Source organism: Micromonospora sp. NPDC023814 (assembly GCF_040639595.1).
In the GTDB taxonomy this organism is placed as follows: Bacteria; Actinomycetota; Actinomycetes; order Mycobacteriales; family Micromonosporaceae; genus Micromonospora.
Window position 1 is genome coordinate 54,812 of record NZ_JBFAAF010000031.1, and the last position, 21,313, is coordinate 76,124.

At 74.7% G+C, this 21,313-nt stretch carries 22 protein-coding genes; 11 read left to right on the plus strand and 11 right to left on the minus strand.

Going from position 1 to position 21,313, the window contains the following annotated elements; genetic code table 11:
• Positions 1-74: 74 nt before the first annotated feature.
• Positions 75-578 carry a DUF1772 domain-containing protein gene (locus AB0G14_RS18575; RefSeq protein WP_357698869.1) on the minus strand — a complete coding sequence of 168 codons (504 nt, stop codon included), beginning with the start codon at positions 576-578 and terminating at the stop codon, positions 75-77.
• A gap of 244 nt (positions 579-822) precedes the next feature.
• On the opposite strand from AB0G14_RS18575, the gene AB0G14_RS18580 reads away from it, so the two are divergent.
• Together AB0G14_RS18580 and AB0G14_RS18585 are read left to right on the plus strand one after the other, a co-directional pair.
• Complete coding sequence (locus AB0G14_RS18580) at positions 823-2,070, plus strand: histidine kinase (RefSeq protein WP_357698871.1); 1,248 nt, start codon at positions 823-825, stop codon at positions 2,068-2,070.
• Positions 2,067-2,729: a response regulator transcription factor gene (locus AB0G14_RS18585; protein WP_357698873.1), complete on the plus strand. Its 663-nt coding sequence runs from the start codon at positions 2,067-2,069 to the stop codon at positions 2,727-2,729. The genes AB0G14_RS18580 and AB0G14_RS18585 overlap by 4 nt, the downstream gene beginning before the upstream one ends.
• Positions 2,730-2,862: 133 nt before the next feature.
• Here AB0G14_RS18585 and AB0G14_RS18590 read toward each other — a convergent pair whose 3' ends face one another.
• The 3 genes from AB0G14_RS18590 to AB0G14_RS18600 all read right to left on the minus strand — a co-directional run bounded on the left by AB0G14_RS18590 (position 2,863) and on the right by AB0G14_RS18600 (position 5,547).
• Complete coding sequence (locus AB0G14_RS18590) at positions 2,863-3,822, minus strand: ATP-dependent DNA ligase (RefSeq protein WP_357698876.1); 960 nt, start codon at positions 3,820-3,822, stop codon at positions 2,863-2,865.
• Between the two features lie 262 nt (positions 3,823-4,084).
• Positions 4,085-5,131, minus strand: a complete 1,047-nt coding sequence (locus AB0G14_RS18595) for an MFS transporter (RefSeq protein ID WP_357698878.1) — start codon at positions 5,129-5,131, stop codon at positions 4,085-4,087.
• Positions 5,014-5,547, minus strand: coding sequence for an MFS transporter (locus AB0G14_RS18600; RefSeq protein WP_357698881.1), 534 nt, complete (start codon positions 5,545-5,547; stop codon positions 5,014-5,016). Before AB0G14_RS18600 ends, AB0G14_RS18595 begins: the two co-directional genes overlap by 118 nt.
• Before the next feature lie 77 nt (positions 5,548-5,624).
• Here AB0G14_RS18600 and AB0G14_RS18605 point away from each other — a divergent pair, with 77 nt between their 5' ends.
• On the plus strand, positions 5,625-6,056 hold the full coding sequence (locus AB0G14_RS18605; protein WP_357698884.1) for a helix-turn-helix domain-containing protein: 432 nt from the start codon (positions 5,625-5,627) through the stop codon (positions 6,054-6,056).
• On the opposite strand, the gene AB0G14_RS18610 is transcribed toward AB0G14_RS18605, so the two are convergent.
• The gene (locus AB0G14_RS18610; protein ID WP_357698886.1) at positions 6,053-6,223 is read right to left on the minus strand and encodes a hypothetical protein; all 171 of its coding nucleotides are present in this window, start codon (positions 6,221-6,223) and stop codon (positions 6,053-6,055) included. The two genes, AB0G14_RS18605 and AB0G14_RS18610, sit on opposite strands and share 4 nt — an antisense overlap.
• 72 nt (positions 6,224-6,295) lie before the next feature.
• Here AB0G14_RS18610 and AB0G14_RS18615 point away from each other — a divergent pair, with 72 nt between their 5' ends.
• On the plus strand, positions 6,296-6,841 hold the full coding sequence (locus AB0G14_RS18615) for a helix-turn-helix domain-containing protein (RefSeq protein ID WP_357698888.1): 546 nt from the start codon (positions 6,296-6,298) through the stop codon (positions 6,839-6,841).
• Positions 6,842-6,878: 37 nt separating this feature from the next.
• Complete coding sequence (locus AB0G14_RS18620; RefSeq protein WP_357698890.1) at positions 6,879-9,083, plus strand: MMPL family transporter; 2,205 nt, start codon at positions 6,879-6,881, stop codon at positions 9,081-9,083.
• 24 nt (positions 9,084-9,107) lie between these two features.
• On the opposite strand, the gene AB0G14_RS18625 is transcribed toward AB0G14_RS18620, so the two are convergent.
• Complete coding sequence (locus AB0G14_RS18625) at positions 9,108-10,364, minus strand: erythromycin esterase family protein (RefSeq protein ID WP_357698892.1); 1,257 nt, start codon at positions 10,362-10,364, stop codon at positions 9,108-9,110.
• A gap of 237 nt (positions 10,365-10,601) precedes the next feature.
• Here AB0G14_RS18625 and AB0G14_RS18630 point away from each other — a divergent pair, with 237 nt between their 5' ends.
• On the plus strand, positions 10,602-10,793 hold the full coding sequence (locus AB0G14_RS18630; RefSeq protein ID WP_357459470.1) for a DUF2795 domain-containing protein: 192 nt from the start codon (positions 10,602-10,604) through the stop codon (positions 10,791-10,793).
• 114 nt (positions 10,794-10,907) lie between these two features.
• Here the strand turns inward: AB0G14_RS18630 and erm are convergent, their stop codons facing one another.
• Together erm and AB0G14_RS18640 are read right to left on the minus strand one after the other, a co-directional pair.
• Entirely contained in the window at positions 10,908-11,705 is a 798-nt protein-coding gene (gene erm, locus AB0G14_RS18635; RefSeq protein WP_357698894.1) for an ErmE/ErmH/ErmO/ErmR family 23S rRNA (adenine(2058)-N(6))-methyltransferase, read from the minus strand.
• Between the two features lie 528 nt (positions 11,706-12,233).
• The gene (locus AB0G14_RS18640; RefSeq protein WP_357698927.1) at positions 12,234-13,139 is read right to left on the minus strand and encodes a Gfo/Idh/MocA family oxidoreductase; all 906 of its coding nucleotides are present in this window, start codon (positions 13,137-13,139) and stop codon (positions 12,234-12,236) included.
• A 186-nt stretch (positions 13,140-13,325) separates the two neighbouring features.
• Between AB0G14_RS18640 and AB0G14_RS18645 the strand changes: the two genes are divergently transcribed.
• Both AB0G14_RS18645 and AB0G14_RS18650 read left to right on the plus strand, forming a co-directional pair.
• Positions 13,326-13,721, plus strand: coding sequence for a hypothetical protein (locus AB0G14_RS18645; protein WP_350703661.1), 396 nt, complete (start codon positions 13,326-13,328; stop codon positions 13,719-13,721).
• On the plus strand, positions 13,714-14,133 hold the full coding sequence (locus AB0G14_RS18650; protein ID WP_357698896.1) for a hypothetical protein: 420 nt from the start codon (positions 13,714-13,716) through the stop codon (positions 14,131-14,133). Before AB0G14_RS18645 ends, AB0G14_RS18650 begins: the two co-directional genes overlap by 8 nt.
• 41 nt (positions 14,134-14,174) lie before the next feature.
• Here AB0G14_RS18650 and fabG read toward each other — a convergent pair whose 3' ends face one another.
• Positions 14,175-14,933 (minus strand): 3-oxoacyl-ACP reductase FabG, encoded by a 759-nt coding sequence (gene fabG, locus AB0G14_RS18655; protein ID WP_357698898.1) that lies wholly within the window; start codon positions 14,931-14,933, stop codon positions 14,175-14,177.
• A gap of 143 nt (positions 14,934-15,076) precedes the next feature.
• Between fabG and AB0G14_RS18660 the strand changes: the two genes are divergently transcribed.
• A complete protein-coding gene (locus tag AB0G14_RS18660) occupies positions 15,077-16,666 on the plus strand; it encodes a DUF4139 domain-containing protein (RefSeq protein WP_357698900.1) in 1,590 nt (529 codons plus the stop codon).
• Between the two features lie 50 nt (positions 16,667-16,716).
• Here AB0G14_RS18660 and AB0G14_RS18665 read toward each other — a convergent pair whose 3' ends face one another.
• Positions 16,717-18,369, minus strand: a complete 1,653-nt coding sequence (locus AB0G14_RS18665; RefSeq protein WP_357698902.1) for an alpha-amylase family protein — start codon at positions 18,367-18,369, stop codon at positions 16,717-16,719.
• An 89-nt stretch (positions 18,370-18,458) separates the two neighbouring features.
• On the opposite strand from AB0G14_RS18665, the gene AB0G14_RS18670 reads away from it, so the two are divergent.
• Positions 18,459-19,061 (plus strand): DUF1349 domain-containing protein, encoded by a 603-nt coding sequence (locus tag AB0G14_RS18670; RefSeq protein ID WP_357698904.1) that lies wholly within the window; start codon positions 18,459-18,461, stop codon positions 19,059-19,061.
• Positions 19,062-19,149: 88 nt separating this feature from the next.
• Positions 19,150-19,821, plus strand: coding sequence for a DedA family protein (locus AB0G14_RS18675; RefSeq protein ID WP_357698906.1), 672 nt, complete (start codon positions 19,150-19,152; stop codon positions 19,819-19,821).
• Between the two features lie 10 nt (positions 19,822-19,831).
• On the opposite strand, the gene AB0G14_RS18680 is transcribed toward AB0G14_RS18675, so the two are convergent.
• The gene (locus AB0G14_RS18680; RefSeq protein ID WP_357698908.1) at positions 19,832-21,208 is read right to left on the minus strand and encodes a cellulose binding domain-containing protein; all 1,377 of its coding nucleotides are present in this window, start codon (positions 21,206-21,208) and stop codon (positions 19,832-19,834) included.
• Positions 21,209-21,313 lie beyond the last annotated feature (105 nt).

Sequence of the window (21,313 nt, forward strand, 5' to 3'; positions counted from 1 at the left end):
TTCGAATCCTGCCCGAAGACACACCGAACACGCACGGGGCGGACGCGTCCGCGTCCGCCCGCTGTCCGTCTCCGTCAGGTCCGTGGCGCGGTGGACCGGGCCCAGCGCAGCAGCGCGGTGAACGCCAGCACGGCGGTCACCGCACCGCCCAACAGACGCACCCGGTGCCCGGCGACGAACTCCGCGGCGACCTGGCGCAGGTACTCCGGGGAGTGCGTGCCGACCGGGTCGACGAACATGATCTCGTTGCGCGGCCAGAAGAAGAACACGGAGAACAGGAACTCGCAGGCGACGAACACCGCTGCCGCGCCGACGATCCACCAGCGCAGCCGGCGGTCACGCCAGGTGAGCACCGTCGCGGCGAGGGACGTGAGGACGACGGTGGCGCCGAGTGGCGGGAAGTAGTCACTCGGGCCGCCCGCCACCAGGAACTCGCGGGCCCGGTCCAGCGACGCCGGCGGGTCGGCGAAGATGTTCGGGTAGAGCATCACGGTCTCGGCGGCGACGCCGCCGAACGACATCATCGCCGTCCACACGAGAGCGACGAGCACCGCCCAGGTCAGCCTGTTGCGGGTCATGAGTCCTCCTGCCGATCCGTCGCGCCGTTCCGACGCCGTACGCCTGGTCGTCGTCGACGCTAGGCCGGCCGCCGTCGCCGGTCTGCCGCCCAGAAGCGCGAACCCGGGTCGCTTCCGGACGTGTGCCGACGCCGCCCGGTCGCCCGCCCGCGCGGTCGAGGTCGCTTCCGGACGTAGCCGACAGCCGCCGGCGGACGCGCCTGGGCGACAGCGCCGGCGCCCGGGTTGGTCCTACGCTCGTGGCGTGCCGGTATCCCGCCCCACCCGCACCGACGCCCTGCTCGGCCTGGCCACCTTCTGCCTGGTCGCGGCGGCCGTGGCCACCGGCGACGCCCCGAGTGCCCCGACGGCGTACGGATTCGCGGTCGGCTTCGGGGCTCTGCTGCTCGCCGCCCGGGCCTGGCCCGTGCCGGCGCTGCTGGCGACCGCGCTCGGCATCACGGCGTACTACACGCTGGACCTGCCGCCGATCGGCCTGGCCGCGCCGGCCGCCGCCGTCCTGTACACGGCGGCGGAGCGGGGCCGGGCGCTGTGGGCGGCGGTGGTCGGCGGGGCGTTGCTGGCGGCGTCGGTGGCGTCGCGCCTGGCCGAGGGCGACGACGCCGGCATCGTCCTGGGCTTCGGCCTCGGGTCCGAGGCGGCGCTGATGCTGGCCGTCGTCGCGCTGGGGGACGCCGTCCGTCACCGGCGCTCGCTGCGGGCCGAGCTGGCCCGGCAGGTGGTCGCGGCCGCCGAGGAGCGGCGGCGGGAGGCCGCCCGGCAGGTCGAGGCCGAGCGCCTGCGCATCGCCAGGGAGGTGCACGACACCCTCGGGCACACGATGTCCGTGGTCACACTCCAGTCGGCGGTGGCGCAGGAGGCGCTCGCCGACCGGGCACCGGAGCGGGTGGACGCGGCGCTGGCGGCGATCCGGTCGGCGGGCGGCAGCGCCATGGCCGAACTGCGCGCGACGCTGGGCACCCTGCGCGGCGACACCGGCGTCCGCCGGCCACCGCCGGGGGTCGACCAGCTCGCCGCCCTGGCGGAGGGCGTCCGTCGCAGCGGCCTCGCCGTCGACCTGCGCGTCGACGGCGACGTCGGCGCGCTGCCGGCGGTCGTGGGCACGACCGCCTACCGGGTCGTGCAGGAGGCGTTGACCAACGCGCTGCGACACGCGCGAGCCACGAGGGTCGACGTCACCGTCCGGGCGACCGGCTCCCACCTGGCGCTGGAGGTCGTCGACGACGGCCGGGGCGCCGCCGCGCCGCCCGGGGAGGACGGCGGGAGCCAGGCACCGGGCGGCGGGGGCCCGGTGCGGAGCGGTGGCAGCCAAGGGCTGTGCGGCGGGGGCCAGGCACCGGACGGCCTGAGCCAGCAGGGCGGCGGAAGCCAGGGGCTGCGCGGGATGTCCGAGCGGGTCGCCCTGCTCGGCGGGACCGTCCACACCGGCACCGCCGGGACGGGCGGCTTCCGGGTGTCCGTCCGACTGCCGTTGTCCGGGCCCCGGCCGTGACGCCCCTCCGCGTCGTCCTCGTCGACGACCAGCACCTCATCCGCGCCGGGCTCCGGGCGCTGCTCGAACGCGACCCGGACATCGCCGTCGTCGCCGAGGCCGCCGACGGCGCCACCGGCCTGGCCGCCGTCCGGGCCCACCGGCCGGACGTCGTCCTCATGGACGTCCGCATGCCGGGCACCGACGGCATCGAGGCCACCCGGCGCATCCTGGCCGACCCCGGCCTCGCCGACGTACAGGTGGTCATGCTGACCACCTTCGACGACGACGAGTACCTCTTCGACGCCATCCGCGCCGGGGCGGCCGGGTTCCTGCTCAAGGACACCGCGCCCGACGCCCTGCGCGCCGCCGTGCGCACCGTGGCGGGCGGGGACGCGCTGCTGTCGCCCGCCGTCACCCGCCGGGTCCTCGCCGCCGCCGCCCGCTCCCCCGTGCCCGACGGCACCCGGCTCGTCGGGCTCACCGAGCGGGAACGCGACGTCCTCGCCCAGGTCGGCGCCGGGCGGTCCAATGCGGAGATCGGCGCCGCCCTGCACCTCAGCCCGGACACCGCCCGCACCTACGTCAGTCGCCTGCTCGCCAAGCTGCACGCCCGCGACCGGTCCCAGCTCGTCGTGATCGCCTACGAGAGCGGGCTCGTCCGACCCGGCGAGCGGTAGCGCCACGCGGACGACACCTCCGGCCGGCCGCCGGGCTCCGGCCGACGGCGAACCTCCGGCCGACCGCCGGGCTCCGGCCGACGACGGACCTCCGGCGGGCCGACCGCCGGTCAGCGGCGGTGCGGCGCGTACGTCAGCCGGCGGCGCGGCGGGCGCGGGCCCGGCGCTTGCCCTCGTGCATGGCCTGCACCCGCGCGATCGGGATGGTGTGCCCCTCCGCGACCAGGTCCGCCGGGAGCTGCTGCGGCGCGGGCATCCGCTCGGCCCACGGGTCGCGGTCGGCGACCAGCGCCGGGGCGGTGCGGATCGTGAAGTCCGCCGGGGCGACGTCGCCCAGGTCGGCCCAGTCCACCGGGAAGGACACCGGCACGCCCGGCCGCAGCCGCGGGCTGTAGGCGGCCACCACGGTCGCCCCGCCGGCCCGCGTCGAGTCCACGAACACCTTGCCGCCCCGGTCCTCCCGGATGAAGGCGGTGGTGGCCAGCGCCGGGTCCAGCCGTTCGGCGCGGGCGGCGACCGCCCGGGTGGCGGCGGCCATGTCCTCCACGGCGGCGCCCGCCGCGACCGGCACGAAGACGTGCACGCCCTTGGCACCGCTGGTCTTGACCGCGCCGGTGAGCCCGGCGTCGGCGAGCGCCTGCCGGACCAGCAGGGCGGCGGCCACCGCCAGCCCGAACGAGTCCCCCTCGGGCGGGTCGAGGTCGAGCACCAGGTGGGTGGGGCGGTGCAGGTCGTCCGCCGTGGCCAGGGTGGGGTGGTACTCCACGGCGCGCTGGTTGGCGAACCAGAGCAGGGTGCGCCGGTCGTCGCAGAGCGCGTACGAGACCTCGCGGTGGGACGCCTCGGCCCAGACGGAGGTCCGGCGCACCCAGTCCGGGGTGTACTTCGGCAGGTTCTTCTGCATGAACCCCGGCTGTCCGGGCCGGACCCGGATCACCGACAGCGGCCGGTTGCGCAGCGGCGGCAGGATCCGCTCGTGGACGGCGTCGAGATAGTCGACCAGGTCCCGCTTGGTCGCGTCGTCGCCGTCGGACAGCGGCTGGTCGAGGTTGGTCAGCGACACCCCGTCCCGGGTCTCGTCAGCACGACTCATCCGACAACCTTCCCGGCCCGGGGCCCGACGGTCAACCGGACACAACGTCGTGCCCTCCCCCGACGAACGGGTCGCCGCCGCTCCCGTGGTGCGCGATCTTGCACTTCCTGCCCTCACGAGAGTGGACAGGTCACGCATCTCAAGGGCCGCAAGTGCAAGATCGTCGACGCGAGGAAGAGGCCGTGGGCTGGCTCCTTTGGCGTGGCCTGGTGCTTTCGCCCCGGTCCGGCCTGCTTCTCGTCGCGCACGCCGTCGTAGCCGGTCAGGCGGCCGACCGGCGGGCCGGGGTGGGCTCGGCGGCCGGGGCGGGCTCGGCGGCGGGGGCGGGCTCGGGGCGGAGAGTGACCACGGCGACCAGGAGGGCGGCCGCGACGAGGGCGGCGGCCACGGTGAACGCGGTCCGGTAGCCGGCGGCGAGCGCTTCGGCCTCGGCCCAGCCGACGTTCCGCAGGCCGTCGGCGCGGCTGGCGGCCAGCGTGGCGAGCACGGCCAGCCCGAGCGCGCCGCCGACCTGCTGGGTGGTGTTGACCAGACCGGAGGCCAGCCCGGCGTCGGCCGGGTCGGCGCCGGCCATCGCCAGCGTGGTGACCGCCGGCAGGGTGATCCCGCCGGCGACGCCGAAGAGGAGCATCGACGGGAGCACGTCGGGCAGGTAGCCGCCGTCGACCGGGAGCCGGGCGAGCAGCAGGAACGCGGCCACCGCCAGCGCGAGCCCGGTGACCAGCAGCGCCCGCGCGCCGTACCGGGCGATCAGCCGGCCCGCGAGGCCGAGCGAGACCACCGCGATCGTCACCGGCGTGGGCAGGAAGGCCAGCCCGGTGGCCGTCGGGTCGAGATCCAGGACGAGCTGGAGTTCCAGCGCGAGGAGGAACTGGAAGCCGAAGAACGCGGCGACCATGAGGAACTGCACGACGTTGGCGGCGACCAGGTCGGGGGTACGCAGCACCCGCGGCGGCAGCAGCGGGGTCCCGGTCGACCGCTGCCGCCGCCCGAACGCCGCGAGCAGGGCCACCGCGAGCGCGGCGGCGCCGAGCGTCCGGGCCGAGGCCCAGCCGTGCTCGCCGGTGCCGACGATCGCCAGCACGGCGAGCATCAGACCCCCGGTGACCAGTGCCGCGCCGAGCAGGTCCAGGCCGGCGCGCAGGCCGACGCCGCGGTCGGCGTCGAGCAGGCGTACGGCGGCCAGCAGGATCAGCAGCCCGATCGGCAGGTTGACCGCGAAGATGGCGGGCCAGCCGGCCAGGTCGGTGAGCACGCCCCCGGCCAGCATGCCGATCGACGCCCCGGCGGCTCCGGTGAAGCTGAACACCGCGATAGCGCGCGCCCGCTCGGCCGGCTCGGGAAGAGCCCGACGATCATGCCGAGGCTCACCGCCATGGTGAGCGCCCCGCCGACGCCCTGGAGGAAGCGGGCCACGACCAGCGCCTCCGGGCCGGTCGCCACCGCGCAGAACAGCGAGGCCACGGTGAACAGCGCGACGCCGGCCAGGAAGACCGCCCGCCGGCCGAGCAGGTCGCCGAGGCGTCCGGCGAGGAGCAGCAGCCCGCCGAAGGCGACGAGGTACGCGTTGACCACCCAGGCCAGGCCGGTCGCGGTGAAGCCCAGGTCCCGCTGGATGGCGGGCAGCGCCACCGCGACGATGCTGCCGTCCAGGATGATCATCAGGCTGCCGGCGCAGAGCACGAGCAGCGCCGGCCAGCGGGACTCGACGGTACGGGTGGACACGGACGCCTCCTAGGTGCACGGTTTGTTACCAGAGCCATCTTCTGTGACCATGAGGCGGAGTGTAAGGAGGCACTTTCATGTCCCAGGGGAACACCGATGTGTCCGCGGACAGGGCCCAGGCGTGCGCGGCCGGCGACGCGCCCTTCACCCCCGGCCAGGCCAAGGCGTGCACCGTCCGCGAGGTGCTCGACCGGGTGGGCGGCAAGTGGAGCATCGGCATCCTCGTCGCCGCCTCCCAGGGGCCGGTGCGCTTCACCGAGCTGGAGCGCACGGTGGAGGGGATCAGCCGCCGGATGCTCACCCTGACCCTGCGCAACCTGGAACGCGACGGCCTGCTGCGCCGGACGGTCTATCCGACCGTGCCGCCGAAGGTGGAGTACACCGCCACCCCGATCGCGCTGGAGCTCTACGACTCGCTGGTCGCGCTGACGAGCTGGGCCGAGCGGCACCGCACCGCGATCGCCGACGCACGCGTCGCGTACGACCGGGCGCACGGCGAGGCGGGCTAGGCGACGGCCTTGGCGTCCCGGTCGACGTGGTGGTCGTAGAGCCAGGCCAGTGACGCCCCGCCGTCGCGGGCCACCCGCCGGGCGAACAGCGGCGGCGCGGCGTCCCGCGGCACCCGCCCCAACGGCCCGACCGCCTTGGCGCCTCGACTGCCTGTGGGGAACGCCACGCCTTCGGTCTGACCGATCGGTCAGTCTCTGACCGATCGGTCAGGCATGCTGGTTCGGGGAGGTGGACCGGCATGGCGCGGGTGGTACCGGAGACACACGACGACATCCTGGCGGCGGCGGCGCGACGCTTCGCGGTGACCGGCTACCGGGGCACCTCGTTGCAGGACATCGCCCGGGAGGTGGGCTGCTCCAAGGCGGCGGTGCTCTACCACTTCGCCAACAAGGAGGCCATCCTCACCGAGCTGATGGCCCGGCCCATCGAGGTCCTCCAGGCGCTCGACGAGCGGATCGCCGCGCACCGGGGGGCGGACGCCCAGCGGGTCGCCGCCGAGGGCTTCGTCGACCTCGCGGTCCGGTTCCGGCGCGAGATCGCCCTGCTCCGGGGCGAGTTCCCGGAGCTGCTCCAGCAGCCCGCCTTCGCGCACGTCCAGCGGATCTCCGAGCGGTTGATCGACGCGTTCGCCGGGCGACCGGAACGCCCCTCCGCCCGGATCACGGCGCTGGTGCTGCTCGCCGGCATCTCCGAGACGTGCGGCGAGTTCGTCGACGTACCCGACGAGGAGCTGCGCGCCGCCCTGCTGGCACTCGTACGACGGGCGCTGGAGCCCGTCGACTGACTCGTTCCCAACCACCACGACCGAGGACAAGGAACTCATGGCGACCCTGCTCTACCGGCTCGGCCGGGGCTCGATGCGCCGGCGGCGACTCGTCGCGGCGATCTGGCTCGTCGTACTCGTCGGACTCGGCCTCGCCGCCGCGACCCTGCGCGGCCCGATGGCGGACAACTTCACCATGCCCGGCACGGAGTCGCAGCGCGCCCTGGACCTGCTCGCCGAGCAGTTCCCGGCGGCCAGCGGCGCGACCGGCACCATCGCGGTCAAGGCACCGGCCGACGGCGCGCTCGGCAGCCCGCAGGGGCAGGCCGTGGTGAAGGAACTCGCCCAGGAGGCCGCGACGCTCCCCGGGGTGGTCGGCGCCGTCGACCCGTTCCAGGTGGGGGCGGTCTCCCCCGACGGCCGGTACGCGCTGGTCCAGGTCCAGTTCGCCACCGGAGCCGACGAGGTGACCGACGCCCAGCGCGACGCGTACGAGCAGGTCGGCGCGCGGGCCGAGGCCCAGGGCTGGGAGGTCGCGCCCGGCGGCGAGGTGCTCAACGCCGTGCCGGAGGTCGGCTCGACCGAGGCGATCGGCGTCGCGATCGCCGCGATCGTCCTGGTGGTCACGTTCGGGTCGCTGGTGGCGGCCGGGATGACCATGCTGAACGCCCTGATCGGCGTGGGCGTCGGCATGGCCGGCCTCTTCGCGCTGAGCAGCGTGGTCGACCTGACCAGCACCGCGCCGATCCTCGCCCTGATGCTCGGCCTCGCGGTCGGCATCGACTACTCGCTGTTCATCACCTCCCGCTACCGGCAGAACCTGATCGAGGGGTTGCCGCCGGACGAGGCGGTGGGCCGCGCGGTGGGCACCGCCGGCTCGGCCGTGCTCTTCGCCGGGGCCACCGTGGTCATCGCGCTGGCCGGCCTGGCCGTGGTCAACATCCCGTTCCTGACCGTGATGGGTCTGGCCGCCGCCGCCACGGTCACCGTCGCGGTGCTGGTCGCGATCACGCTCCAGCCCGCCCTGCTCGGCTTCGCCGGCCGCCGGGTGCTCCCCCGCAGGCTGCGCTCGTCCATGCCGGCCGGGGGCGGGCCGGTCGAGGGCGCCGCGGCGTCAGCGGCCGAGGACCGGTCCGGGCTCGGGTTCCGCTGGGCGCGCGCCGTCACCCGGTTCCGGATCCCCGTCATCCTGGTCGGGCTGCTCGGGCTGGGCCTGCTCGCGCTGCCCACGCCGGACATGCGGCTGGCGCTGCCCGACGCGGGCACCGCGCCGGTCGGCTCGCCCGCCCGGGCGTCCAACGACCTGATCACCGAGGGCTTCGGGCCGGGCTTCACCGGCCGCCTCGCGGTGGTGGTCGCCGGGGACACCCCGCAGGCCACCTCGGCCGCGGTCCCGCAGGTCACCGCGCTGATCCAGCGCACCGAGAACGTCCTCGCGGTGGCCCCGCCGCAGCTCAGCCCGGACGGCCGCACCGCGCTGCTCGGCGTGGTGCCGAAGACGGGGCCGACCGGCGAGGCCACGGAGACCCTGGTCAACGACGTCCGGGCCGCGGTCGGCGAGTTCCGCGACGTGGACGTGCTGCTGACCGGCGCGACCGCCATCGGCATCGACGTCTCCGAGAAGCTCGCCGACGCCCTGCCGGTCTACCTGCTGCTGGTGGTCGGGCTCTCGGTGCTGCTGCTGATGCTGGTCTTCCGCTCGCTGCTGGTACCGGTCAAGGCCGCGCTGGGCTTCCTGCTCACCGTCGCCGCGACGTTCGGCATCACCGTGGCGGTGTTCCAGCAGGGCCACCTCGCCGACCTGGTCGGCCTGGACACGCCCGGCCCGCTGGTCAGTTTCCTGCCGATCCTGCTGATCGGCATCCTGTTCGGGCTGGCGATGGACTACGAGGTCTTCCTGGTCTCCCGGATGCGGGAGGACTTCGTGCACGGCGACACCGCGCAGCAGGCGACCATCAACGGGATGGGGCACGGGGCACGGGTGGTCACCGCCGCCGCCCTGATCATGATCTCGGTGTTCGGCGGCTTCGTGTTCCTCGACGACCCGGTGATCAAGTCGATGGGCTTCGCGCTCGCGGTCGGCGTCGCCATCGACGCGTTCGTGGTGCGGATGACGATCGTCCCGGCGGTGATGTCGCTGCTCGGCCGGGCAGCCTGGTGGCTGCCGCGCTGGCTGGACAGGGCCCTGCCGAACGTCGACATCGAGGGCGAGGGCCTGCGCGCCCACCTCGACGAGAAGACCCCGGTGACCCCCCGCGCCTGACCCGCCCGACGCCTACCCGGCCGGTCAGACGCCGGCCGGGTAGGTCTCCATCTCGCCCGGCGTGGTCAGGGCGGGCAGCGGGTGCAGGGTGGTGGTCTCGTCGCACCAGACGAAGGCGTCGTACCGCTCCCCCAGCCGGGTCGGCACGTAGTTGCCCCAGGACTCGAACGACGGGTCGTAGACCACCCCGATCGCCCGATGGTCGGCGGTGTCGGTGACCCAGCCCGGCTGGTCGGCGCCGCCGAAGACGAGCACCGCCCGCTCCGGCATCAGCTCGTGCAGCCGGTGCTCGACCGAGCCCGGGCGGGCCGGCGGCACCACCATCGCCTCGGCCGGCGAGCCCCAGCGCGGCGCGGCGATCACCGTGCCCCGGTAGCCGCCGAAGCCGACGAGGACCACGTCGTCGGTCCCGTGCCGCTCACGGGCCAACTGGCCGATGTTGATCAGCCCGTCGGCGGCCATGTCGGTGGCCCGGGCGTCCCCGATGTGTGTGTTGTGGGCCCAGACGATCCCCCGCGAGCCCGGCCCGTAGCGGTCCAGCAGCCGGTCCAGCGTGTCCGCCATGTGGGTGTCCCGGACGTTCCACGACTCCGGGCCGCCCCGGACCATGGCCCGGTAGTAGCGCTCCGCGCCGGCCACCACCTCCGCGTTCTGCCAGGCCGAGAAGCTGTCCGGGCCGTCCGCGGCGGCCTGTTCGCGGGTACGCGCCAGCAGCCGGACGACCTCCTCCTCGCAGCGCGCCGAGACGAACCGGCTGGCCGCGCCGTACTCCTCGACCCGCTTGCCGTACGGCTCGAAGCAGCGGTACGCGTCCTGCGCCGCCTCCAGCGACGCCGGGTCCTCCTCGCCGAGGTAGTCGAAGATCGCCTGCATCGACTCCCACAGGCTGTAGACGTCCAGGCCGTGGAAGCCGGCCCGGGCGTCCTCGGGCCGCTCGACGTTCCACGCCCGCAGCCAACTGCAGAACCGGGAGACCTCGGCGTTCGCCCACATCCAGGTCGGCCACCGCTCGAAGCGTTCCAGCGCCATGCGCGGCTCGGTGGCCCCGCCCGGGGCGCCCGTCACGGATCGGTGCACCCGGTCGCAGTCGGGCCAGTCCCCCTCCACGGCGACGAAGGAGAAGCCGCACTCGGCGATCAGCCGGCGGGTGAGCTGTTCGCGCAGCCGGTAGTAGTCGTAGCTGCCGTGCGTCGCCTCACCGATCATCACGATCCGGGCGTCCCGGACGCGCTCCAGCAACGGGTCGAAGTCGCTCGGCGCGCCGAGCCGCTGAACCAGCATGGCGGGCGGCTACCCGGCGTGTCGCCGGGCAAACCGCCGGCCGTCGAGCGGGGCGGCCACCCCGCCGGTCCCGCGGCGTGGGCCGCGCGGGACCGGACCGACCGGGCACGGAGCGAAACCCGGGGCGCGGGGGCCGTACCCGGGCGGGGCGCGAGGGCCGGACCTGAGCGGGGCTGGGGGCCGGGACCCGGGAGGCACGGGCGGTGTGCCGGCGGGCTGAGCGGGTAGCCCGCCGGCATGACCGTCACCGGCGTGCAGTTGCAGGAGTACCTGGCCGGCCTCGACTACCCGGTCTCCCGGGAGGACCTGGTCCGCTGGGGCCAGGAGAACGGGGTCAGCACGGAGACGCTCCAGATGCTCCGGTCCCTGCCGAGGGAGGAGTTCGACTCCCCCGCCGAGCTGAGCGAGGCCCTGAACACGCTGGCCTGACCGCGGCAAGACCGCCGCCCCGGCCGGCGGCGCCGGCCCGCACGCGCCCAGCAGCCCACATGCGCCGGGCCCCGGCATACGAGCGACGGCCGGCATGCGCCGGGCGACCCCGGCTCACCTGGCGTGCAGCAGCCGGAACAGCACCAGCCACTGCTCCGGCCAGACGTGCCCGACCGGGGTGGCCGGGTCGAGCCGCGTCGCCCGCAGCGCCGCCGACAGCCGCGCCCGCGGGTGGTGCCGGCCCAGCGAGGCCGCGAGCGAGCCGCCGACCCCGCCGAAGCCGATCTCCACCATCCGCCGGTACGCGGGCAGCGCCGACGCGGCCAGCAGCGGCTCCGGCCGCCGCTCGACGCGCAGGATGCCGGCGTCCACCCCGGGCACCGGGCGGAACGCGGTGCGGGGCACCCGCCCGGCGAGCCGCCAGCCGAACTCCGGCCAGGTCAGGACGGTGAGCCGGGTCCACCGGCCGTAGTCGCCGCTGCGCCGTCGGGCGTACTCGAGCTGGGTGAGCAGGGTCGCCGCGCGCAGCCCCGGCGCGGCCAGGCACCACCGCACCACGGCCGAGGTGAGCGACCAGGGGATGTTGCCGACCACGTCGAACTCCTCAGGCGGAGGCGCCGCGGTCAGGAAGTCGGCCTGGCGGTGGGTGACGTTCGGCAGGCCGGCGCAGATCCTGGCCAGCTCGGCGCCGGCGGCGGGGTCCACCTCGTACGCCATCAGGTGCCGGCAGCGGGCGGCGAGCGGCCGGGTGAGCTGGCCCCGGCCGGCGCCCACCTCCAGCAGGAGCCGGTCGGGCCGGGGGCGGGCGGCGTGCACCAGCCGGGCGATCGCGACCGGGTCGACGAGGAAGTTCTGGGAGAGTACGCGCCGGGAGCGGTCGCGTTCGGTTGCTCGGGTACGGCGGGGCGCCACGGGTCGTCGTCCTGTCTGTCGCCGTGCGGCGACGGAGCGGACAGGCAGCCGGAAGGGGGCCTGTCCGAGGGAAGAGTGGACTCGGACGGCCCTGGGCGTGGCGCGGGGACTGCGGGTCGGCGGCGCACGGCGGCACCCACCGCTCGGCCGGAGACCGGAGTCGGCGCGGTACGCCACCGCCCGGCCGGAGACGGGGGTGGCGCGCGGCACGTCACCCGGGCGGGTGACCGGGGTGGCGCCGACGGCGGCACTCACCCGGGGCGTCACCCGGGGCGGCGGTGGGGCGGCGCCGAGGGCCCGGCCAGGACCGGGCGGAGGGCGCCGTGCGTGCGGTGCGGGATCAGTCGCGGGTCGCGTCGGCCAGGGCCGGACGCCGGACTCGCAGGCGGGCCAGCAGTGGCCCGAAGGCGGCCGGCGTGCCGACCCCCTCGATCAGAGCGTGCGCGGACATGCCCGCGACCCTAGCTCCGTCGTCGCCGCCCGGCGACCGCTTTTCCGCCTCAGGCCGGCAGGTCGACGGTGCGGCCCTCAAACCGGGAGGTCGACGGTGCGGCCCTCGGCGCGGGCGGTCTCGGCGGCGGCGAGCACGGCGACGACCTCGCGGCCGAAGCGCACGTCGCAGCGGTGGTCCCGGGTGCCCGACCTGATCTCCTCCAGCAACTGGTCGATCGCCACTCCGAACGCGGTGGCCGAGTCGCCCTCGCCGGCCGGGAGGGTCTCGATGCCGTTCTCGCCGTAGAAGACGAACTCCCGGCTCACCGCCTCCGGCGGGGCGTCCAGGGTCAGCGAGATCGTGCTCGTCGCTCCCCCGTCGTGGGTGAGCAGCAGGTGGACGATCCCCCGCGGCCCGTCCATCGCGGCGACCCGGGTGACCCGGCCGAGCACCGGCAGGATGACCGACAGCGCGTGCGGGCCGATGTCCCAGAGCGCGCCGTGCTGCCGGCGCCAGGGCGAGGCGCCGTACGGGCTGCTCGGCTGGAAGATCGAGCCGAACCGGACCGCCTTCGCGGTGTGCCACCCGCCGACGGCGGCGGTCGAGGCCAGGAAGCCGGCGATGTCCGGCTGGTAGCGGCCGGTGAAGAAGACCACCGAGGCGACTCCGGCCGCCTGCGCGGCCTCGACCACCCGGTCGGCGTCGGCGACGCTCAACGCGAGCGGCTTGTCCAGCAGCAGGTGCCGACCGGCTGCCGCCGCGCGGGCGGCGATGTCGGCCTGGACGTCCGGCGGGAGGGCCACCGCGACCGCGTCGCAGGCGTCGAGCAGCGCCTCGACGTCGGTGAACGCCGGCGCCCCGTAGCGGTCGGCCAGGCTGGCGGCCTTGCTCGGGTCGCGGCCCCACACCCCGGCGATCGTGGCCCCCGGGTGCGCGTGCAACGCCGCGGCGTGCGTCTGCGCCGCCCAGTGACCGGTGCCGAACAACCCGAACCGCACCACGAGAACCCCCACCGTCGTCGTCGCGCCACGGCAGCACCCCGCGGCCCCGGTCCACGCTAGTCGCCCACCCCGGCGCCCGCCCGCGTGACCGGGCCTATTCCGGTTGCCCGGGGCGGCGGGTGGCGGGGTTTACTACGCGGGTTAGTAGGCTGTGCCGGTGACCGAAGCGAGCCCCGGGTGGCACCGATGACCAGCGCAGCCTCGGCCGGTTCGCCGGTGGACGGGCTCCTCGCGACCGCGTCGATCGTGCTCTCGCTCCTCGTCGCCGCCTGGGCCCTGGTGGCGACGCTGCGCCATCGCGCGCCGGACCGGGTGCAGTTCGCCGGTCTGGCCCTGCTGGAGGCGGCGCTGCTCGTGCTCGCGGTGGTGGCGGGGGTCGCCCTCGGCGGCGGCGAGCGCCCCGGGGAGCCGGGGGCCTTCTTCGGTTACCTGGCGACGCTGGTCTGCCTGCCGCCGCTGGCCTGGGTGCTGGCCAGGATGGAGCCGACCCGCTGGGGCTCGGCCATCGTCTGCGCGGTCTGCCTGGTCACGCCGGTGGTCGTCGTGCGGCTGCAACAGACGTGGGAGGTGCTGGGTGGCTGAGGTGCGGGCCCCGGAACGGACGCGGACCAACGCCGGCCCGGGACGGCTGCTGATCGCGGTCTACCTGCTCTTCGCGATCGCCGCCACCAGCCGCGCCGGCCTCCAGATCGCCACGAGGTTCGACGAGGCCCCGGTGGCGTACCTGCTCTCGGCGCTCGCCGCGGCCATCTACATCGTCGCGGCGGTGGGGCTGGCCCGCGCGGGTGCCGCCGGCCGGCGCGTCGCCCTGGCGTGCTGCACGGTGGAGCTGGCCGGGGTGCTCGGCGTCGGCATCCTCAGCGTGGCCGACCCGGAGCTGTTCCCGGACGAGACGGTCTGGTCGCGGTTCGGCAGCGGGTACGGCTACATCCCGCTGGTCCTGCCGGTGCTCGGCCTGGTCTGGCTCTGGCGCACCCGCACCGCCCGCACCTGACCCACCCCGCCTCGCCGGGACGGGGTGGGACGTCGGCGCAGTCAGTCCTTGGGGCCGCCGGCGACGTAGATGACCTGGCCGGAGACGAACGACGCTCCCTCGCTGACCAGGAACGAGATGGTGTGCGCGACGTCCTCCGGCCGGCCGGTGCGGCGGACCGGGATCTCCGCCGCGGCGTGCTTCTGGAGGTCGTCGAAGTCGACCTTCATCCGGGCGGCGGTGGCGGCGGTCATGTCGGTGACGATGAAGCCGGGCGCGACCGCGTTGACGGTCACCCCGAACGGGCCCAGCTCGATGGCGAGCGTCTTGGTGAAGCCCTGGAGGCCGGCCTTCGCGGCGGAGTAGTTCGCCTGGCCCCGGTTGCCCAGCGCGGAGGTGCTGGAGAGGTTGACGATCCGGCCCCACCTCTGCTCGACCATGTGCTTCTGGGCCGCCTGGCTGAACAGGAACGCGCCGCGCAGGTGCACGCCCATGACCGTGTCCCAGTCGGTGTCGCTCATCTTGAACAGCAGGTTGTCGCGCAGCACGCCGGCGTTGTTCACCAGCACGGTCGGCGCGCCCAGCCCGGCGGCGACCCGCTCCACGGCCGCCTCGACCTGGGCCCGGTCGGACACGTCGGCGCCGACGCCGAGCGCCCGGCCACCGGCGGCGGCGATCGCGTCCACCGTCTCCTTGGTCGCCGACTCGTCGATGTCGACCACCGCGACCGCGAGGCCGTCGGCGGCCAGCCGGCGGGCGGTGGCGGCCCCGATCCCCCGCGCCGCCCCCGTGACGATGGCGACCCGCTGCTCCTCCGACATTCCTACCTCCCGGTAACTTCCGCTCGACCGGAGGAGCTTAACCCAGGCGTACGGCGTGCCGGCCCGGCGCGGGACGCCGGTCCTGCCGACACCCCGCCGCGGCCTGCCGGGGTCACGAGCACGCTTCGGCTACCGTCGCCGCCGTGAACGCAGTGGAGATCGAAGCAGCCGTCGTCGGTGTCACCGTCTACCCGGACCGGGCCCGGGTCACCCGCCGGGGCAGCACCCGGTTGACCGCCGGTGAGCACCGCGTACGTGTCGCACCGTTGCCGCTGGGCCTGCGGCGGGACTCGGTACGGGTCGGCGGCCGGGGCGCGGTCACCGTGCTCGGCGTGGACGTGACGACGTGGCGGCAGGCACGCAGCACCGACGGGCAGGTCCGCGAGCTGGAGCAGCGGAGCCGGGAGCTGGCCGACGAGCTGGCCGAGGTCGACGACGCGGACGAGGTCGAGGCGCAGCGGGGGCAGTTCATCGGCCGGCTGGCCGAACGGGCCGGCGGCACGTACGCCCGCGCGTTGGCCTCCGGTGACGCCGCCCCGACCGACGTGGCCAGCTTCGCCGACTCGGTGGCCGACCAGCTCGCCGACTCCCGCAGCCGGCGGCGCGGGTTGGCCCGGCGACGTGCCGACCTGACCGAGGAGCTGGCGGCCGTCGAGCGACAGTTGGCGGCGGCGAACGGCAAGCGGGAACCGGACCGGCTGGCCGCCGAGGTGACCGTGGCGGTGGACGCCGACGACGCCGAGCTGGACCTGGAGCTGACCTACCTGGTCGACGGAGCCCGCTGGCAGCCCTCCTACGACCTGCGGCTGGTCGACGACACCATGACCGTCACCTGGTTCGGCCTGGTCAGCCAGGACACCGGCGAGGACTGGCCGGAGTGCGAACTCCGGCTCTCGACCGCCCGGCCGGCAGCGGCGACCGGCGTACCCGAACTGTCGCCCTGGTACCTCGACCGGGTCCGGCCGGTACCGCCGATGCCCAGGTCGACGGCGAGCTTCGGTGCGCTGCCGCCACCGCCGGCGCCCGGCGCGGCGCCGGCCGCCGCGGGTGGTGCGGCCCGGTCCGCCCCGCCGCGCCCCAAGGTGCGGGAGAGCGTGGCCACGGTCGAGCAGGGGGTCACCGCCGCCACCTACCGGCCGGCCCGCCCGGTCGCGGTGCCGGCGGACGGCAGCGCGCACCGGGCCACCATCGCCGTGCTGGAGCTGCCGGCCCGGCTGGACCACGTGACCGTGCCGGTCCGCGCGGCCGAGGCGCACCTGCGTGCGACGGTCCGCAACACCTCGGCGCACACGCTGCTCCCCGGCCCGGCGGCGGTTTTCCACGGCGCCGACTTCGTCGCGGCCACCCGGCTGCCGACGTGGGCGCCGGGTGAGGAGACCGAACTGGCGCTCGGGGTGGACGACCGGGTACGGGTGGAGCGGAAGCTGGGCCGGCGCGCCGACACCCGGGCCACGCTCGGCTCGACCCGGCGACGGGAGGTGGAGTACCGGATCAGCGTCGCCAACCACACGCCCCGGGCGGCGACGGTGGAGGTACGCGACCAGCTTCCGGTGTCCCGCGACGAGGCGGTGGTCGTCCGGGAAGCCACGGTCGTCCCGCCGCCGGCCGAGCGTACCGAGCTGGGCGAGCTGACCTGGCGGCTGCGGCTCGGGCCGGGCGAGAGCGGCGAGATCACCATGGGCTTCCGGGTCGAACTCGCCAAGGGGGTCGAGCTGGCCGGCTGGCGGGAGTGACCGGGTCGCCGGTCGAGGTGGGGCGGGCGGCGGTCGACATGGAACCGGGGCTAGCGGCCGCGGCCCCGGCAGAGGCGGATCCACCGGTAGCCGTGGCCGGCCAGCTTGAGGCGGTCCAGCTTGCCGACCCCGCCGTAGTTGCGGTCGGCGAGGACGTCGACGGGGAGGTCCGCCTCCGGCTCCAGCATGCTCAGGTCCACCTCGGCGTCGGAGGTGCCGAGGTTGTGCAGGAAGACCATCGTCCCGGTCCGCCCGTCGGCCCGGTGCGCCAGCACGCCCGGCGGCATCGCCACGTCGATGTGCGTGGTCGAGCCGGAGCCCACCTCGGGGGCCTCGCGGAGCGTACGGATCATCCGCTCGAACCACGCGAGCAGCGACGTGGGGTCGCTGCGCTGGGCGGTCACGTTGACCTTCTCGTAGCTGAAGTCGCCCTTGTCGACCACCGGGCGGACCAGCTTCTCCGGGTCGGCCGTGGAGAACCCGGCGTTCGGCTGGTACGACCACTGCATCGGGGTGCGGATCGCCTCCCGGCCGGGCAGCGACAGGTCCTCCCCCATGCCGATCTCCTCGCCGTAGCGCAGCACCGGCGTGCCGCGCAGCGAGAACTGGAGCGAATACGCCAGCTCGATGCGCCGGCGGTCGTTGCCGAGCATCGGGGCGAGCCGGCGGCGGATGCCCCGGTCGTAGATGCGCATGTTCTCGTCGGGGCCGAACTCCGCGTACACCTGGTTGCGCTGTTCGGCGGTGAGCCGGGACAGGTCGATCTCGTCGTGGTTGCGCAGGAAGGTGGCCCACTGCCCGCCCTCGGGCAGCGCGGGGGTGTCTCGCAGCGCCTCGACGATCGGCTCCGGGTCCTGCCGGGCCAGGGCCAGCATCAGCCGCCCGTTGAGCATGAAGTCGAAGAGCATGTGCAGGCGGTTCGCCGAGCCGCCGGCGTCGGCGAAGAAGGTCGGCAGCTGGTCGGGCTCCACGTTGGCCTCGGCGAGCAGGACGGCGTCGCCGCGGCGCCACTGCACGTGCTGGCGCAGCTCCGTGAGGAAGTCGAAGTCCTTCGGGGAGTTCGGGTTGCCCGCCTCGGTCAGCTCGATGATGAACGGCACGGCGTCCATCCGGAAGCCGGAGACGCCGAGCTGGAGCCAGAACGAGACGATCTTCTTGACCTCCTCGCGCACCTTCGGGTTGGCGAAGTTGAGGTCCGGCTGGAACCTGTAGAACCGGTGGTAGAACCAGGCCTTGGCGGTCCGGTCGTAGGTCCAGGTCTCGTTCTGCTCGCCGGGGAAGACCATGCCCTGGTGGCGGTCGTCCGGCTCGTGGTCGGACCAGACGTACCAGTCGCGGTACGGCGAGTCCGGCGAGGAGCGGGCGGACTGGAACCAGGGGTGCTCGTCCGAGGTGTGGTTGACGACCAGGTCGATGATCACCCGGATGCCGCGGTTCTGCGCCTGGTGCAGCAGCTCCGCGAAGTCTCCGAGGGTGCCGAAGCGGGGGTCGACGTTGTAGAAGTCGGTGGCGTCGTAGCCGTCGTCGCGGTTGGGCGACGGGTGGACGGGGTGCAGCCAGAGGCAGGTGACGCCCAGCCGGGCGAGGTAGTCGAGTCTGCCGATCAGGCCCCGGATGTCGCCGACGCCGTCGCCGTCGGAGTCCGCGTACGTGTCGATGTCGAGGCAGTAGACGACGGCCTCGGAGTACCACCTGTCAGCCATGCCGACCTAATGTCTCCCATCCCCGCGTCCGGCAAACGCGGGACCGGGCGGCAGCGACGCGTGGTCCGGGCGGCGGTACGGTCGCCGGCATGGGAGACGGAGCGCATGAAGTCGACTGGGCCGAGGGCGAGTGGTGGAACGAGCCGGTGCGGGTCGAGCACGGACCGGCCGGCGAGCTGCTGGTGGAGCCGGCCGGGGGCAGCGACCTGTGGCGGCACACCTCGTACGGCTTCGTGCACGACGACGCCCCGGCGTTGCTCGCGCCGCTGCCCGTCGGCGACGCGGTGGAGGTGGCCTTCCACCTCGACTACGGCGAGCAGTTCGACCAGGCCGGCGCGCTGGTCCGCGTCGACGAGCGGAACTGGGTGAAGACCGGGGTGGAGGTCAGCGACGGCCTGCCGCAGGTCGGCGCCGTGGTGACCCGGGAGGTGTCCGACTGGTCGGTCGCCCCGGTGCCGGAGTGGGCCGGGCGGGAGGTGACCGTCCGGGTCAGCCGCGAACGGGACGCGCTCACCGTGCGGGCCCGGGCCGGCGGCGAGCCGTGGCGGCTGGTCCGGCTCGCCCCACTGCCGCCGGAGGCGGTGGCGACGGCCGGCCCGTACTGCTGCTCCCCCACCCGGGCGGGGCTGCGGGTCCGGTTCACCGGGTGGCGGCGGGGGCCCGCCGACGCGGCGCTGCACCCGGAGGGCTGAGCCGGCGTGGCTCCGGACACGGACAGGTGTGACCGGCGGGTCGCGGGGTAGAGGGCTCTGATCCCCCGGACCCGGCGAAAGGATCGCGATGGCACTCGCCGAGAACGTCGACCCGACCCGGCTCGGCGGGCTGACCGGATGGGTGGCGGGGGTCATCGATGCCGCCGGCGCGTTCGGCGTGGCGCTGCTGGTCGCCCTGGAGAGCATCATCCCGCCGATCCCGAGCGAGATCGTCCTGGCGATGGCCGGCTACCTGGCCGGCGAGGGACGGTTCAACGTGGTGCTGATGGTGCTCGCCGCCACCGCCGGCTCCCTGGTGGGGGCGCTCGTCCTCTACTGGCTGGGCGCGGCCGCCGGCGAGGACCGGCTCAAGCGCTGGCTGGACCGGCTGCCGCTGGTCGACCGGGACGACCTGGAGAGGGCGGACCGCTGGTTCGAGCGGCACGGCCGGTGGGCGGTGCTCTTCGGCCGGATGATCCCGGTGGTGCGCAGCCTGGTCTCCGTCCCCGCCGGGGCCAACCGCATGCCGCTGCCCGAGTTCGTCGCCTTCACGACGCTGGGCAGCGGCGTCTGGAACTCGCTCTTCGTCGGCCTGGGCTACGCCCTCGGCTCCCGCTGGCAGCAGGTCGAGCGGTACAGCGACTGGTTCGACTACGGCATCGTCGCCGTCTTCGTGGTGATGATCGCCTGGTGGGCGGTCAAGAAGTCCCGCCGCCGGCGCGCCCGCCACCGCGACCGCGCCGGCGCCGCCACCCGCTGACCCGGGGCCGTCAGGGCAGGGTGGCGAGGTGGGGGGCCACCGTGCGGGCGAAGGCGTTGCCGTTGGTCACGTCCCAGTTGACCGACCAGGTCATCGCGCCGCGGATGCCCGGGTAGGTGCGCGGCGGGCGGAAGCTGCCGCAGTTGCTGCCGCGGGCCAGGCAGTCCAGTGCCGCGTTCACCACGCTCGGCGCGACGACGCCGCCACCGGCCGCGCCGGGTCCGGCCGGCAGGCCGAGGCCGACCTGGTCGGGACGCAGCCCGGCCTCCAACTGGATGCAGGCCAGCGCGACGATGAAGTTCACCGTCCCCTGGGCGTACGCGGCGTTGCGGTCGCAGCCGAGCATCGCCCCCGAGTTGTAGAACTGGGTGTTCACGACGGTGAGGATGTCCTTGATGTCGAGCGCGAGCTTGAAGTAGCTGCTGCCCGGGGACTGCATGTCGATGGTCTGCGGGGCCATCGCGATGATCAGTCGGCTGCCGACCTTGGCCCGCAGCGAGCGCAGCGCCTGCGCCATGTAGGTCGGGTTCAGCCCGTTCTCCAGGTCGATGTCGACGCCGTCGAAGCCGTACCGCTGGATCAGCGCGTGCACGCTGTCGCTGAACGCCGCGGCGGAGGCGGCGTCGTTGACCGCCACCCGGCCCGTCTCGCCGCCCACCGAGATGATCACCTTCTTGCCCCGGGACTGGAGGGCGCGCACGTCGGCGGAGAAGTCCGCGTCGGTGTAGCCGCCGAGGGCGGCGGACAGGCCGGGGTCGACGGCGAAGGTGACGGCGCCGGGGGTGGCGGTGGCCTCGGCGAACGCGACCGCGACCACGTCGTACTCGTTCGGCACGTCGCGCAGCCGCAGCTCCACGGCGGGGTTGTCGAAGTTGTGCCAGTACCCGGTGAGGATGTGCTTCGGCAGCCCGGTGTTCGGCGGCGGGCTGGTCGGGGGCGGCGTGGTCGGCGGCGCCGTCGTCGGCGGCGCGGTGGTGGGCGGGGCGGTGCCGTCACCGCACGACGCGCCGTTGAGCTGGCAGTTGGCCGGGGCGCCGGGCCCGTTGCCCAGGAAGCCGAACGAGACGGAGGCGCCCGGGGCGATGCTGCCGTTCCAGGACCGGTTGGTGAAGGTGTACCGCTGGCCCGACGAGGTCAGCAGGGCGTCCCAGTACGAGCCGACGGTCGTCCCGGCCGGCAGGTCGAAGGTGACGGCCCAGCCGTCGACGGTGGTGCCGCCGCCGTTGGTGATCGTGTACTTCCCCTCCCAGCCCGACCCCCAGTCGGACGTCTTCACGAAGCTCGCGGTGGCCCCTGCGGCGAACGCCGGCATCGCCACCCACACCGCCCCGACCGCCGCGACCACGGCGGTGACCAGCGACAACACCAGAGACCTGGATCGTTTCACAGCACCCTCCACACCCGGACGACATCCATTGGCATCGACATTGACGCCTATTATTAGGACTGTTAACTGTTTATGTCCAGGGGCGGCGGGGCGGGGAACCCGGGC